Here is a 13,901-nt window from a genome sequence, read left to right as displayed (position 1 = left end):
CAGGTTCCGAAGGGGTCATCGCCGTGATCGCCGAAGCGTGAACTCCCGGAAATAGTCGACCTTCTCGGCCGGGACCATCGACGCGAGGATGAAGTGCCAGGTGTTTTCTATCCTGGCAGGCAGTTGTTCGACGCTCCCGGTCGCGTCGGCTGCGACCCGACCGCCGAACAACGCATCGAAGATGAACGTCGCGATCGCCTGCGACTCCGCCTCCGCGGTGATGTCGCCCTCGGCGATCGCCCGCTCGACCAGGTCCGAGTGCCCTCGCTGCCAAACCTCGACGAGGTTCTCGCCGGTCCCGCGGTGATCGCCGATCTCGTGCTGCAGGCGCAACATCGCCGCGACGATCGGATCGGCTGCGGCCACGTCCGTCACCAGGAACGAGAGCCCGATCATCGTCTCCAACGCGGGATCGCGCAGGTCGCGCAACGGTGCGCCTGCCACCTCTACTCGAGTGTTGCCCTCGTCGATGACGCCCCTGGCCAGTTCTTCCTTGGAGGCGAAATGAAAGTAGAGCGAACCCTTGGTCACACCCGACTGGGCGATGATCTCGCTGAGGTTCGCGTTCGCGTAACCACATCGGGCGAACACATCCGCCGCGGCCCGCAGGACCGCGTTCCTCGTCGCTTCGGCGCGTTCCTGCCTGACCATTCGTCCACCTTCGACAACCGGGGCAACCGACCGCCAGTGACACTGCCGACGGTGCGCCACTTCATGGATCATCGGGCCTGCCACCGAAGACAAACCCACAAGAAACTTTACACCGGGGAGGTCAAATCCCTCGAAAACCAGACCGCGGGTCGCCCCGCAGCCCGATGACCGTCGTGGCGTCTACTCACCCAGTTTCGGATCGGCCTCCAGGTTGGTCAGTCCGTTCCAGCACAGGTTCACCACGTGCGCGGCCACGACCTCCTTGGGCGGCGTTCGTTCGTCGAGCCACCACTGCGCGGTCATCGACACCATCCCCACCAACGCCTGGGCGTAGAGCGGGGCGAGTTCCGGGTCGAAGCCGCGCTTGGAGAAGTCCGAGGCCAGGATGTGCCCGACCTGGCCGACCGCGTCGTTGAGCAGGGACGAATACGTGCCGTCCGCCGCCGTGACCGAGGAGTCACGCACCAGGATGCGGAAGCCGTCGGTGCGCTCCTCGACGTAGGTGAGCAGGGCCAATGCCACCCGCTCCACCCGGACCCGGGAGCGATTCTGTGAAAGCGATGCGGTGATCATGTTGAGCAGGGTCGACATCTCGCGGTCCACGACCACGGCGTAGAGACCCTCCTTGCCGCCGAAGTGCTCGTAGACGACCGGCTTCGAGACGCTCGCGCGCGCCGAGATCTCCTCGATGGAGGTGGCCTCGTACCCGCGTTCCGCGAACAGGCTGCGCGCGATCTCGATCAGCTGCTCGCGACGCTGGGTGCCGGTCATCCGCGTCCGCGGGGGTCGTTCGCCGGGGGCCTGCGGGGGTCGGGACATGCCGCCCAGCCTATCCGGCGCGCGAATCGATTCAGTCGAGGCGGTTCGACCAAATCCGCGGCCGCATGCGAGGATCGTGGGCGCACAGCGGGGCCGGGTCGAGCCTCCGGTTTCTGACGCGAATCCGCAGGTGCGGCAATCCGCCGTAGTGTAATGGCAGCACCTCTGATTTTGGTTCAGATAGTTCAGGTTCGAGTCCTGGCGGCGGAGCGCGATTTGCTGGGTGACCAGCAGCTGTACACACCGGTTCGAGTTCGAGGGAGCGTCATGCCAGCCGAGACCGCCGTGGTCGTCCTCGCCGCGGGTGCGGGGACACGGATGCGGTCGAAGACCCCGAAGGTGCTCCATCGCCTGGCGGGACGCTCGATGCTCGCGCACGCGCTGCACGCGGCGGCGGAACTCGACCCCGCCCACCTGGTGACGGTGATCGGGCACGAACGCGAAGCGGTCGGCGCCGCGGTCGCCGACGTCGCCAGCGAGCTGGGGCGTGAGATCGCCACGGCCGTCCAGGACCAGCAGAACGGCACCGGCCACGCCGTCGCCTGCGGACTCGCCGCCCTGCCCGCCGACTTCGTCGGCACCGTGCTGGTCACCTCGGCCGACGTCCCGCTGCTCGATGGGCACACCCTGCTCGGGCTGCTCGACGAGCACTGGTCCGCCCCGACACCCGCCGCGGTCACCGTGCTGACCTTCCTCCCCGTCGACCCGAACGGCTACGGCCGGATCGTCCGGAACTCCGATGGCGAGGTGCTCGAGATCGTCGAGCACGCGGACGCGAGCGCGGAGCAGGTGGCGATCACCGAGGTCAACTCGGGCGTGTATGCGTTCGACGCGACGGTCCTCCGGGACGCGTTGACCAAGCTCGACACCACCAACGTGCAGCACGAGTTCTACCTCACGGATGTGCTGAAGATCGCCCGCACCGCCGGCCGCGACGTGTACGCCGCACAGTTGGACGACCCGGCCAAGGTCGCGGGCGCCAACGACCGGGTGCAGTTGGCGGAGCTCGCCCGCGAGATGAACCGGCGCATCCTCGAGACCCACATGCGCGCAGGCGTCGCGGTCGTCGATCCGTCGAGCACCTGGATCGACGTGGGCGTGACCATCGGCCGCGACGCCACCATCCGGCCGGGTGTCCAGCTGCACGGCAGCACCTCGATCGGCGAGGACGCCGTCATCGGCCCCGACTCCACCCTCAGCGACGTCGTGGTCGGCGAGGGCGCCACCGTGATCCGCACTCATGCCGACCGCTCGACGATCGGCGCGGGAGCCACCGTCGGGCCGTTCACCTACCTGCGCCCCGGCACCGTGCTCGGGGAGGCAGGCAAGCTGGGCGCCTTCGTCGAGGTGAAGAACTCCGACATCGGCGCGCACTCGAAGGTGCCGCATCTGACCTATGTCGGCGACGCCACGATCGGTGAGCACAGCAACATCGGGGCCTCGAGCGTCTTCGTCAACTACGACGGCGTCAGCAAGAGCCGTACGGTGGTGGGGTCGCACGTACGCACCGGGTCCGACACGATGTTCGTCGCCCCGGTGCAGGTAGGTGACGGTGCTTACACCGGTGCGGGCACGGTGCTGCGGTTCGACGTTCCGCCGGGGGCGCTCGCCGTCTCTGGAGGCAAGCAGCGCAATATTGAGGGTTGGGTTGAGCGGAACCGACCCGACACCGCGGCGGCCGAAGCGGCGTCGCGGGCACAGCAGCAACAAGCCGAGAACACGAACAAGGATGGCGAAGATCAGTGAGTAGCGCGAATTGGATCGACAACCAGAAGAACCTGATGCTCTTCTCTGGTCGCGCCCATCCGGAGCTGGCCGAGCAGGTCGCGAAGGAACTCGACATCCAGGTGACGCCGCAGACGGCAACTGATTTCGCCAACGGCGAGATCTTCGTCCGGTTCGAGGAGTCGGTGCGCGGCTCGGACGCGTTCGTCCTGCAGAGCTTCCCCGCTCCGCTGAACCAGTGGCTGATGGAACAGCTGATCATGATCGACGCGCTCAAGCGTGGTTCGGCCAAGCGGATCACCGCGGTGCTGCCGTTCTACCCGTACGCGCGCCAGGACAAGAAGCACCGCGGCCGCGAGCCGATCTCGGCTCGCCTGGTAGCCGACCTGCTCAAGACCGCGGGCGCGGACCGGATCATCAGCGTCGACCTGCACACCGATCAGATCCAGGGCTTCTTCGACGGCCCGGTCGATCACATGCACGCGCAGGGCCAGCTCGCCGAGTACGTGCGGGAGAACTACGGCACCGACAACATCTGCGTCGTCTCCCCGGACGCCGGCCGCGTCAAGGTCGCCGAGAAGTGGGCGGACGCCCTCGACGGCGCGCCGCTGGCGTTCGTGCACAAGACCCGCGACCCGCTGGTCCCGAACCAGGTCAAGTCCAACCGCGTGGTCGGTGACGTCAACGGTCACACCTGCGTGCTGATCGACGACATGATCGACACCGGTGGCACCATCGCAGGCGCGGTGAAGGTCCTCAAGGACGCCGGTGCCGGGGACGTCATCATCGCCACCACCCACGGCATCTTCTCGCACCCGGCCGCGGAGCGACTGGCGTCCTGTGGCGCCAAGGAGGTCATCACGACCAACACGCTGCCGATCCCCGAGGAGAAGCAGTTCCCGACGCTGACGGTGCTCTCCATCGCGCCGCTGCTCGCGCGCACCATCAAGGAGGTCTTCGAGAACGGCTCGGTGACCTCCCTCTTCAACGGCAGCGCCTAGGCGCTCCGCGCCCGTGCGCGGTTAGCGGGTCCCTGGACCCGTTAACCGCGCACGGGCGCTAGCCTTTGCACATGGCCGAGTTCGCCGGGTTCCCGGTCGCCGCGCTGGACTTCTACGAGGACCTCGAGGCGGACAACAGCAAGAGCTGGTGGACGGCGCACAAGGCCGTCTACGACGAGGCCGTGCACGCGCCCATGGTGGCGTTGCTCGCCGAGCTGGAGCCCGATTTCGGGCAGGGCAAGGTATTTCGCCCGTATCGCGACGTCCGGTTCTCCAAGGACAAGTCGCCCTACAAGACTCATCAGGGTGGGTTCTGCGAGGTGCGTTCCGGCCTGGGCTTCTACGTACAGGTCGATGCCCGAGGGCTTTTCGTGGCTGGCGGTTTCTATCAGGCCGATCCGGATCGTGTCGCCCGCTTCCGCGCCGCCGTCGACGGCGAGCTGCGCGGCGGCCAGCTCGAAACGATCACCCGCGACCTCAGGGCCGCGAAGTTCGAGATCGGCGGCGACCGGCTCAAGACGGTGCCACGCGGCTTCTCCGTCGAGCATCCGCGGATCGAGCTGCTGCGCCACAAGACGATGACCGCCAGTCGCCTGTACGCCTCGCCGAAGTGGCTGGGCAGCAGGCGTACCGCGACCGAGGTCCGGAAGGCCTGGGAGTCGATGCGCCCGCTGGTCGAGTGGGCGACCGACGTGCTCGGGGCTCCTGCCTAGAAATCGACCAGCGGCAGCCGTGGTCTGCCAAGATCAGCCATGGCAATGATTCGGCGCGTCCTCGTGCTCGTGAGCCTGGTCGGTCTCGTGGCCGCGTGCACCTCGACGGACACCTCCTCGTCTTCCCCGTCACCCGCCGATCCGGCCCAGGCCGAGGCGGTGATGAAGATCGTCCGCGACGCCATGGCGGAGAGCCACCTGAAGTCGGTGATCGTGCGCGCCACCGTCGACGGCAAGGAGATCGTCACCGAGGCCGTCGGCGAGTCGATGACCGGCGTGCCCGCCACCACCGACATGCACTTCCGCAACGGCGCCGTGGCGATCTCCTACGTCTCCACCCTGCTGCTCCAGCTCGTCGACGAGAAGAAGGTCAGCCTGGACGACAAGGTGTCGACCTGGCTGCCCGACATTCCCAATTCGGACCGCGTGACCCTCGGCCAGCTCGCCCAGATGACCTCGGGCTGCGCCGACTACGTCCTCGGCAACACCGAGTTCGACGAAGCCATTTACGCGGATCCCTTCCGCAGCTGGACCCCCGAGGAGCTTCTCGCCTACGCCACGGCCAAGCCACTGCTCTACGAGCCAGGGACGAACTGGAACTACGCCCACACCAACTACGTCATCCTCGGGCTGGCCCTGGAGAAGATCACCGGGCAGAAGATGACGGACCTGATGCAGGACAAGGTGCTCGGCCCGCTCGGGCTGACGAACACCACCGACCCGGGCACCGCAGCCATCACCGAGCCCGCCCTGCACGCCTTCAGCTCCGAGCGTCGCGGTTTCCTCAAGGTACCGGCGGGCGCGCCGTTCTACGAGGAGTCCACCTTCTGGAACCCGTCCTGGAGCATCACCCACGGGGCCATCCAGACCACCGACATCTTCGACCTGCACGACACTGCGGTCGCGATGGGCACCGGCACGCTGCTGTCCCCTGAGTCGTTCCGGAAGATGGTGTCGAAGGATCTGCGCGGCAAGACGACCACCCTCCCCGGTTGCCCCACCTGCTTCGTGCAGTCGGAGAACTACACCTACGGGCTCGGGATCGTCATCAGCGGCGACTGGCTGCTGCAGAGCCCGCTGTTCTCCGGGTACGCCGCGGTCGAGGCCTACCTGCCGTCGCAGAAGGTCGCGATCGCCGTCGCCGTCACCTACGACCCGGCCGCCTTCGACGAGACCGGCGCCTACAAGAACGAGGCCGACATCCTCTTCCGGAAGATCGGCACCCAACTCGCCCCCGCCGACGCCCCACCGGCGTCGCCGAAGTAGCACCCGTCCGCCGACCGCGCACAGTCGGGGTCCGACTCATCGGCACCGTCGGGTCGCGCGGCTGGTGACGGAAACCTCTTGCGCGGCAACCGTTTGACCCGGTCGCGGCCCGCCGCGCCGCCGCATGAACATGAGATTGATCACGCCGGAATGCAGAACTGCAGGTTGGTTGCCAGCCGGTGTCGAGGCCCGCCTCGCTCTGCCCTATTGTCATGCGTCGTGATTGACGCGCAGACACTCGATGGCCAGTCCGGAACCACGACGATGCGGACGGCCAGGCGTTGGGTTCCCGGCGCCTGCGTCTGGTGCGGCGACGCGGAGTCCGTGGACATGTACCGCAACGAGCCGCGCTGCGCGACCTGCCGCGAGAACGAAGAAATCATCGAGGGCGCTCGACGCTTTCTCGGGATGTACGGCCTGCGACCGCTCGGCGGCACGCTGCAGTCCGACGACGAGGAAGAGCGGGAGTGGCGCGTGACCGCCCGCGACGCCCGCGCCGTCCTGAACCAGATCCGACTCGAGACCCCGCCGGACCCGGCCATGGTCCGCAAGGCCCTGCGTCCGCGCGCTGCCGCGGTCGTCGCCGAGACCGCGCCCGCGCCGCGCCGCTCGGCCCCGAAGGCCGCCTCGGCATCGCCGGCGTCGACCCCGGCCGCCTCTGCACCGACCACGACCGTCGACATGGCCACCCTCGAGGCCCGCGTGACCGGACTGCTCGACCAGCTCGCGTCTGTCGACGAACAGATCGCCATCGCCGAGTCGGGTCAGGGCCTGGCCGCCCGCGCCCGGCTCACCGATCTCGGCAACCAGAAGTCCTCGATCCTGCGCATGCTGGCCGCGTTGGAGAAGACCCGCCGCGGCATCAACGGCTGACCATCCCGCGTCCACTCCTGACGGCTTGCGCCCCGCTACTTTCGGGGGCGCAGGCCGTTCATGATCTGCGTGACGAGGTCACCGAGCAGGCTCTCCCCCAGTTCCGCTGACACGAACCCGGCGCCGACGAAGCGGAACGCCCGTTCGGTCGCCGCGGGCAGCTCGGCTACGCATGTGGGGCTGTGCTTGCCGTGCCTACATTGGACGCATGACGAACCGCAGATGGAGCTCCGCGGACCTGCCCTCCTTCGATGGGCGCACCGTCGTCATCACGGGTGCCAACAGCGGCCTCGGCCTGGCGACCGCCCGCGAACTCGCCCGTGTCGGCGCCCGCGTCGTGCTGGCCGTCCGCGACGTTGGCCGCGGCAAGCAAGCGGCAGGCACCATCACCGGTGCCGCAGAGGTGCGCGCCCTCGACCTCGCCGACCTCGCCTCGGTGCGGCGCTTCGCCGAGGAGTGGACCGGCGACATCGACGTCCTGGTGAACAACGCCGGGATCATGATGGTGCCCGAGGGCCGCACCAAGGACGGCTTCGAAAGCCAGCTCGGCACCAACCATTTCGGCCACTTCGCGTTGACGAACCTGCTGTTGCCGCACATCACCGACCGCGTCGTGACCCTCGCCTCACAGGCACACCGCCGCGGCACCGTCGACCTCGACGACCTCAACTGGGAGTCGCGGCGCTACGACCGGACGGGCGCGTACGGGCAGTCCAAGCTCGCCAACCTGTTGTTCTCCCTCGAGCTGGCGCGCCTGCTGGACAAGGCAGGCTCGCCCGTGCGTGCGCTGAACTCGCATCCGGGGTGGGCCGCGACGAACCTGCAGAGTCACTCCGGCAACCGCCTAGCTGGCGCCGTCATGTCGATCGGGAACAAGCTGATCGCGCAGGATGCCGACGCGGGCGCCCTGCCGACGCTGTTCGCGGCGAGTCAGGACCTGCCCGGCGCGAGCTACGTCGGACCGGACGGGTTCTACGAGATCCGCGGCTACCCGACGCTGGTCGGGCGCACCGCGGAGGCGGCCGACGCCGAGCTGGCGAAGCGGCTGTGGGCCGCCTCGGAGGAACTGACCGGCGTGCGATTTCCGGCCGACGCACTACGAAACCGATGAGCTGCGGAGCGTCGGCGGTAGGAGTCGTGGCCGGGTGCGTCACCATGACGGGGTGAGCATCCAGATCCGCGACGCCGACATCGCCGACCTGCCCGGCATCCTCGAGATCCACAACGAGGCGGTGCGCAACACCACCGCGATCTGGGACGAGGAGACGGTGGACGTCGACGACCGACGCGCGTGGCTGGAGGCACGTCGCCGCGCGGGATACCCGGTGCTCGTGGCTGACGCGGGGGGTCGGGTCGCGGGGTACGCGTCCTACGGGGTGTGGCGGGCCAAGAGCGGTTACCGGTACACCGTGGAGAACTCGGTGTACGTGCACGTCGACCACCATCGACAGGGCATCGCGTCCCAGCTGATGACGGAGCTGATCGAGCGGGCGCGGGCGGGCAGCGTGCACGTCATGGTGGCCAGCATCGAGTCCAGCAACGCCACCTCGATCGCGTTGCACGAGCGGTTCGGTTTCCGCACGGTGGCGGTGATGCCGGAGGTCGGCATGAAGTTCGGACGTTGGCTGGACATGACATTCATGCAGTTGACGCTGTAGCGCGGCTTCGTGTCCCACCCAGTTTGGGCACGGCGCACTCACAAGTTCAGCTCAACGCCGTCGACGAGCCTCCCAGCTCGTGCGTGCCGAACCCAATAGGATTGCCGAAATTCGAACCGCCCAGTCGGTTAACACTCACGTCCGCCGCGACGATGTATCCGATAATGCGGCACACCGCTCGGGGGTAGGACGGCGTGTGTGTGGGGAGTCTGAGTTGGGAGCGAGCAATGACACTTCGCGGATTTGTCAGGCGCCATCGAATCGTCTCGGCCATGATTGCGCCCACGGTCGTGGGGGTGACGGCAGTGGTCACGCTCTCGTGGGCCCTGTCCCCCGCGCCTCGCACGGCGAACACCGAGTTGACGGCGTCGACCACCGAATGCCACGACATGGTGACCATCTCGGTGGCCGGTCGCAACGACACCCCAGTCTCGGGAACCACGAAGATGCTCGTCGATCCCGACGGCAAGGAATTGCCGGCCGCCCTGTCGAGCGACTACAAGAGCCATTGGGTCGATCCGGTCGTCAATGCACCGGGCGGCGCCGTCGACCCGGGCTCGTACGCGGCGGTCTACATCGCGTACCCCGCGAACATGAACAACTACGAGGATGCGGTCGCCGCGGGCGTCGCCAACACCAAGACGGTCATGCGTGAGATCCAGGTGTCGTGCCCCGACACGAAGTTCGCGGTCGTCGGCTACAGCGAGGGCGCCGATGTCGCGCGACGCGTCGCGATGGACGTCGGGCACCAGACCGCCGACCAGGACGGTACATACGGAATCGTCGATCCGGCGAACGTCGTCGGTGTCGTCATCCTCGCCGACGCGGGCCGCGCGGTAGAGCAGGGCCCGTTCCCCGGCGCGAAGAATCCGTTCGCCAATCCGGACGGCTTCGACAAGAAGTACCAGGACGGCACGACCCCGACCGGAGGGCAGGGCGCGCTGCCGGACACCGGTGGCGACGATTTCGGTGCGCTGGGCGGGAAGGTCGCGTCGTTCTGCTCCGACAACGACCTCACCTGCGCGATTCCGGAGAACATCTCGCTGCTGCAACTCGTCGTCAACGTGGGCAGGCAACTGAACATCGACACGCTCGAGCGCGAGGGGCTGACCCCGGCGACGGGGCAGGACGTGGCCGTGACGCTCAGCCGCATCGCAATGGACGCGTTCGCGGAGATCGGGTCGCAGCCCAACTGGATGCAGAGCGACCAGACGTTCCTCGACGTGCTGCTGACGGTGTCGGCGCCGTCGTACAAGCCGAGCGAGCCCGCTCAGGCGCCGACCAAGGCCAGCTCCATCTCGGCCGGCGAAATGTCGCCGCTGGCCTACCTGCCGCAGAAGGTGTTCAAGGAGATCATCGGCCTCATCACAACGAACCAGAACACGATCCCGGTGGTGATGAGCGACCCGTATCAGTTGACGTTGGGACCAGATACCGGTCACCACTTCGATTATTGGCGTGACGCGGACACGGCCAACGGCAAGCCGCTGACCTCCGCCGAGTACGCCGCCGCGTGGTTGACGCATCTCGCGGAGCAGGCACAGAACGGGCAACCGATCACTCCGTCGAAGCAGCCGGACGCTGCGGGCAGCGCGGCAGGCGCCACCACCACTGTGTCGGCCACGCCGACGGCGTCGGCCGCACCCACGGCCAAGCTCCTCGCGGACACTCCGCCGGAGGCAGAGTCGACCGCGTCGTCGACGACGACGACTGACACCGTACCCACCGAGACACCGACCGCCACAACGACATCGGCGGCCACGATGCCGAACGAGGACGACGCGACCGAGTCCGCCGCCACCACAGAGGCGTCACCCGACACCACCACGCCTACGGCCGGCGCGCCTGCTGCCACAGCTGTGGCAGCAACCACGACCGCTCCAGCTCCGAGCCCGACCGGGTAGGTCTACTGCGCGCTCATGAGCGCAGTGATGTCCAGCCCCTGTAGGTGCGGGCGAAGGCGGGAGCCCCCGCTCGCTTCAACTTGTCGGGCAGGGACGTGCTGCTGCCGTCACTTCTCCGGCGGTAGTAGAGAAGGCGCTTCGCTGTAGGCCGGACGACAGGTGATGCGGAGTCGTCCACGAGTTCATCGGCGCTGGAGACCTCGCCCAGGTCGGAGTTCGGCAGCCAGCTGCAGTCGGGTTCTGCCGCGAGGTGGTGCGAAAACGTCGACGGCCGCCGCCGTGTCCTTCTGGACCGGCCACACCAGCGAGGCCGCCCGCAACTGTGGGATTACGCCGGAATGCGGAATCGGACGTTGACCTGCCTTGAACGGAACGAGCACCGGATCGCCATTAGGGCCTGACGGCAGCCCGATCGTTGATTTCCGCACGACCACGCTTCGTTCCATCGGCGTCGATTCCGGCCCAAAAGATGTCGGACCCCGTCGATACAATTAGAACATGCATTCGATGCCGTCCGATGCGAGCGACGCGACACCCATCGGTGACGCCGCCACCGCCGACGCCATCACCGCCGCCCTGCGCGACCTCGAATCCGCCACCGCCACCCTACGAACCCTCAACTACCAGATGCTGCCCAACCCCGACCGCATCCAAGTCCTCACACGCCTCGAAACCATCGCCCGCACCCTGCCCGCCCTCGGCCACACCCTCATCAACCAACTCGTCGAACAACGCGCCTGCGACACCCTCGGCGGCACGAACCTCCGCGAACTCCTCGCCAACACCCTGCACATCAGCCTGACGGCCGCGAGCGAGCGAATCCACGTCGCCCACCAACTCGGGTCTCGGATCGCCTTCGACGGCCAACCCCTCGACCCCGAAATGCCCGCCACCGCCACCGCCGCCCACCAAGGCGAAATCAACCCCGCCCACGTCGACGTCATCCGCACCTTCCTGCGACACCTGCCCGACGCCATCGATCAGGGCACCCGCGACCAGGCCGAACGCGACCTCGCCGAACACGCCCGCACCCTGCGCCCCGACGAACTCAAGGTCGCCGCCGAGCGGCTCGCCAACTTCCTCGACCCCGACGGCAAACTCGACGACGAAGCCGACCGCGCCCGCAAGAGCTACTTCCGAATGGGCAAGCAAGGCAAAGACAAAATGACCAAGGGCAGCTTCTGCGTGGACCCGGAAACCCGCGCCTACCTCGAAGCGATCTTCGCCAAAGCCGCCAAACCCGGCATGGGCAACCCAACCGACGACACCCCCAACGAAACCACCGACAGCGAAGAGGAGGGCGGCGAACCCGACACCCGCACGCCCGGCAACGACGCCGACGCCGACGCCGACGACGACGGCAACAGGACCGGCAGCAACGGGGCGGATGCCACCACGCCCAACGACAACGAACCCGACGGCTACCCGGACGACGGCAACGGGACCCGCAGCAACCGGGCCGACGGCGCCACGCCCAATGACACCGAACCCGACGACGGCACCGCGCCAAGCGACTTCGAACCCAGGAAAGCAGCAGCCGCCCGGGACACCCGACCCGAAGGCCAACGCCAACACGACGCCCTCAAGAAGGTCCTGCGCTCCGTCCTCGCCTCCGGCGAACTCGGACAACACCGCGGACTACCCGTCACCGTCATCGTCACCATGACCCTGCGCGAACTCGAATCCGCCGCAGGCGTCGCCATCACCGGCAGCGGCAGCCTCATACCCATGCGAGACGCCATCCGGCTCGCCGCACACGCCCACCACTACCTCGCCATCTTCGACAACGACGACGGCCGACCCCTCTACCTCGGCCGCACCAAACGCCTCGCCACCGACGACCAACGAATCATCCTGTACGCCAAAGACCGCGGCTGCACCTACCCCGGCTGCCCCAACGCCGGAAGCAGATCCCAAGCCCACCACCGGAAAGAATGGGCCGACGGCGGCAACACCAACGCCGACGACCTTCCCCCGAGCACTTCGTGCAGGGAGGGACCCCCACCTTCGGCTGCGAGGACCACCACCCCCTCGTCGGCCCCGGCGACCACCAATGGGCCACCACCCAAGCCGGACCCGACCACCCCTACCCCGGCCGCACCCTCTGGCACCCACCGAAACACATCGACCCCACCAGAACCGGACGCATCAACCACTACCACCACCCAGGCGAATACCTCACCCACGAAGACAATTCCGCGGCGGACGACGAACCCCGAAAGCCCGACGCCGCCTAGGAGTGACGCGATCAGCCACCAGTCGAGCGTGGAGATTTCTCGCGCCGCGAAACACTTCGGTCTACCTGCAACCCCGTAGCCACTGGTTAACCTTCGCGCGATCAAAGTTGTTCTCCAATTTAATATCCTGATCGCAGGCATTGAGGCGGCAAGGTCAGACCGCACACCAACTGGCGCCCTGCGGATTCGAGTTCCGCATCCGAAGCACCTGAACGGTTTCGTCGGGCGGTGCGACGGCGCGGTGCTGACCACGGTCACCCACATCCACGAGCTGTGCGTCGGAGGCGGGTTCGGTTCAGCTGGGAGCGGGGGCACGCGGGGCATCCGCTCAACGAGGCGGCGCACCGACTGGCCATCGCGGCCCGCCGCAACCACGAGTTCAACGTCGCCGCATCGACCCGGGCCGCCATCACCGACAACATCGTCGCGGCGGTCCTCACTAACGCTGCGGCCTGATCCGTTCGCACAATGAACGCACCGCATGGGGGCGGGGTCGGTCCGCAGGAACAAGGCCACCAACGCGAAGACCACCATCACCGGCGCCTTCCTCGGTGCGCTGGCAATTGCCGGGGGCATTGCCGGCATCGTCATGTTCTTCACCGCCGTCGAGAACTTCGGCAACGACATCGACAGGATCAGCGACGACTGGACCAGCTACAGCGTCTGCATGTCCGACGCCGACACCTCCACGGAGATGGCGGCCTGCGAATAGCACCTATACATCCGGATCGACCTGCGACCGGCCACCGACACACCTCGCCGGGTGTGGTCTCAGTCACCGGGACGAGCGGTCAGGCAGACCGATTTCTCTGGCAACAATGGCGGCGCACTGAGACGTGCATCACTCACGACAACCGCTATTAGGAGAAACACAATGGGATCGTCCCAGACTGATATGGCCAGCCTCGCCTCGGCCGCGGACATGCTCGGAATCGTCGCCGGACTGGCTGGCGGCGCCGCCGCCGCTATCGGAGGCGGACTCCTCCTGGCCTCGATGTCCTGACGCCATGGCGCCGGGTCCGCCCCCAAGGGACGGATCCGGCGCCGACCGCGT

Annotated in this window: 13 protein-coding genes, 1 tRNA gene and 2 pseudogenes; 14 read left to right on the top strand and 2 right to left on the bottom strand. The window is 67.5% G+C overall.

Translation table 11 applies throughout. The annotated features are described in order from the left end of the window. Positions 1–15 precede the first annotated feature (15 nt). Positions 16–651: a ScbR family autoregulator-binding transcription factor gene (locus tag ACFXMV_RS21060; RefSeq protein ID WP_378499713.1), complete on the bottom strand. Its 636-nt coding sequence runs from the start codon at positions 649–651 to the stop codon at positions 16–18. Between the two features lie 180 nt (positions 652–831). After that, a complete protein-coding gene (locus tag ACFXMV_RS21055) occupies positions 832–1,470 on the bottom strand; it encodes a TetR/AcrR family transcriptional regulator (RefSeq protein WP_378499712.1) in 639 nt (212 codons plus the stop codon). Positions 1,471–1,609: 139 nt separating this feature from the next. Between ACFXMV_RS21055 and ACFXMV_RS21050 the strand changes: the two genes are divergently transcribed. The 14 genes and pseudogenes from ACFXMV_RS21050 to ACFXMV_RS20985 all read left to right on the top strand — a co-directional run bounded on the left by ACFXMV_RS21050 (position 1,610) and on the right by ACFXMV_RS20985 (position 13,850). Then, positions 1,610–1,680: transfer RNA gene (locus tag ACFXMV_RS21050), tRNA-Gln, on the top strand. 57 nt (positions 1,681–1,737) lie between these two features. Beyond that, positions 1,738–3,216, top strand: a complete 1,479-nt coding sequence (gene glmU, locus ACFXMV_RS21045) for a bifunctional UDP-N-acetylglucosamine diphosphorylase/glucosamine-1-phosphate N-acetyltransferase GlmU (protein WP_378503310.1) — start codon at positions 1,738–1,740, stop codon at positions 3,214–3,216. Continuing rightward, positions 3,213–4,196: a ribose-phosphate diphosphokinase gene (locus ACFXMV_RS21040; protein WP_378503309.1), complete on the top strand. Its 984-nt coding sequence runs from the start codon at positions 3,213–3,215 to the stop codon at positions 4,194–4,196. The genes glmU and ACFXMV_RS21040 overlap by 4 nt, the downstream gene beginning before the upstream one ends. 71 nt (positions 4,197–4,267) lie before the next feature. After that, positions 4,268–4,909 carry a DUF2461 domain-containing protein gene (locus ACFXMV_RS21035; protein ID WP_378500891.1) on the top strand — a complete coding sequence of 214 codons (642 nt, stop codon included), beginning with the start codon at positions 4,268–4,270 and terminating at the stop codon, positions 4,907–4,909. Positions 4,910–4,948: 39 nt separating this feature from the next. Beyond that, positions 4,949–6,175: a serine hydrolase domain-containing protein gene (locus ACFXMV_RS21030; protein WP_378500890.1), complete on the top strand. Its 1,227-nt coding sequence runs from the start codon at positions 4,949–4,951 to the stop codon at positions 6,173–6,175. 219 nt (positions 6,176–6,394) lie between these two features. Continuing rightward, the gene (locus ACFXMV_RS21025) at positions 6,395–7,048 is read left to right on the top strand and encodes a hypothetical protein (protein WP_378500889.1); all 654 of its coding nucleotides are present in this window, start codon (positions 6,395–6,397) and stop codon (positions 7,046–7,048) included. Positions 7,049–7,256: 208 nt separating this feature from the next. Then, positions 7,257–8,159, top strand: coding sequence for an oxidoreductase (locus ACFXMV_RS21020; RefSeq protein ID WP_378500888.1), 903 nt, complete (start codon positions 7,257–7,259; stop codon positions 8,157–8,159). Between the two features lie 58 nt (positions 8,160–8,217). After that, on the top strand, positions 8,218–8,706 hold the full coding sequence (locus ACFXMV_RS21015) for a GNAT family N-acetyltransferase (protein ID WP_378500892.1): 489 nt from the start codon (positions 8,218–8,220) through the stop codon (positions 8,704–8,706). A gap of 227 nt (positions 8,707–8,933) precedes the next feature. Further along, on the top strand, positions 8,934–10,610 hold the full coding sequence (locus ACFXMV_RS21010) for a cutinase family protein (RefSeq protein WP_378503308.1): 1,677 nt from the start codon (positions 8,934–8,936) through the stop codon (positions 10,608–10,610). A gap of 498 nt (positions 10,611–11,108) precedes the next feature. Then, positions 11,109–11,927 (top strand): annotated as a pseudogene (locus ACFXMV_RS21005) (DUF222 domain-containing protein); the annotation flags it as partial. A gap of 216 nt (positions 11,928–12,143) precedes the next feature. Continuing rightward, positions 12,144–12,847, top strand: a pseudogene (locus ACFXMV_RS21000) (DUF222 domain-containing protein); the annotation flags it as partial. A gap of 273 nt (positions 12,848–13,120) precedes the next feature. Beyond that, complete coding sequence (locus tag ACFXMV_RS20995; RefSeq protein WP_378502533.1) at positions 13,121–13,303, top strand: hypothetical protein; 183 nt, start codon at positions 13,121–13,123, stop codon at positions 13,301–13,303. Between the two features lie 25 nt (positions 13,304–13,328). Next, the gene (locus tag ACFXMV_RS20990) at positions 13,329–13,559 is read left to right on the top strand and encodes a hypothetical protein (protein WP_378502532.1); all 231 of its coding nucleotides are present in this window, start codon (positions 13,329–13,331) and stop codon (positions 13,557–13,559) included. Positions 13,560–13,721: 162 nt separating this feature from the next. Beyond that, positions 13,722–13,850, top strand: coding sequence for a hypothetical protein (locus tag ACFXMV_RS20985; protein ID WP_378503307.1), 129 nt, complete (start codon positions 13,722–13,724; stop codon positions 13,848–13,850). The last annotated feature ends 51 nt before the right edge of the window (positions 13,851–13,901 follow it).

The organism is Rhodococcus sp. NPDC059179 (assembly GCF_042754885.1).
GTDB lineage: Bacteria > Actinomycetota > Actinomycetes > Mycobacteriales > Mycobacteriaceae > Rhodococcus_G.
The sequence above is the reverse complement of the archived record's forward strand: the minus strand, read 5'-3'. Positions and strand labels throughout refer to the sequence as shown.

What these genes read in the sequence shown, in the direction of transcription:
- ACFXMV_RS21060 (WP_378499713.1), bottom strand. Translation starts at nt 651, where the DNA reads ATGGTCAGGCAGGAACGCGCCGAAGCGACGAGGAACGCGGTCCTGCGG.
- ACFXMV_RS21055 (WP_378499712.1), bottom strand. Translation starts at nt 1,470, where the DNA reads ATGTCCCGACCCCCGCAGGCCCCCGGCGAACGACCCCCGCGGACGCGG.
- glmU (WP_378503310.1), top strand. Translation starts at nt 1,738, where the DNA reads ATGCCAGCCGAGACCGCCGTGGTCGTCCTCGCCGCGGGTGCGGGGACA.
- ACFXMV_RS21035 (WP_378500891.1), top strand. Translation starts at nt 4,268, where the DNA reads ATGGCCGAGTTCGCCGGGTTCCCGGTCGCCGCGCTGGACTTCTACGAG.
- ACFXMV_RS21030 (WP_378500890.1), top strand. Translation starts at nt 4,949, where the DNA reads ATGGCAATGATTCGGCGCGTCCTCGTGCTCGTGAGCCTGGTCGGTCTC.
- ACFXMV_RS21020 (WP_378500888.1), top strand. Translation starts at nt 7,257, where the DNA reads ATGACGAACCGCAGATGGAGCTCCGCGGACCTGCCCTCCTTCGATGGG.
- ACFXMV_RS21010 (WP_378503308.1), top strand. Translation starts at nt 8,934, where the DNA reads ATGACACTTCGCGGATTTGTCAGGCGCCATCGAATCGTCTCGGCCATG.
- ACFXMV_RS20990 (WP_378502532.1), top strand. Translation starts at nt 13,329, where the DNA reads ATGGGGGCGGGGTCGGTCCGCAGGAACAAGGCCACCAACGCGAAGACC.
- ACFXMV_RS20985 (WP_378503307.1), top strand. Translation starts at nt 13,722, where the DNA reads ATGGGATCGTCCCAGACTGATATGGCCAGCCTCGCCTCGGCCGCGGAC.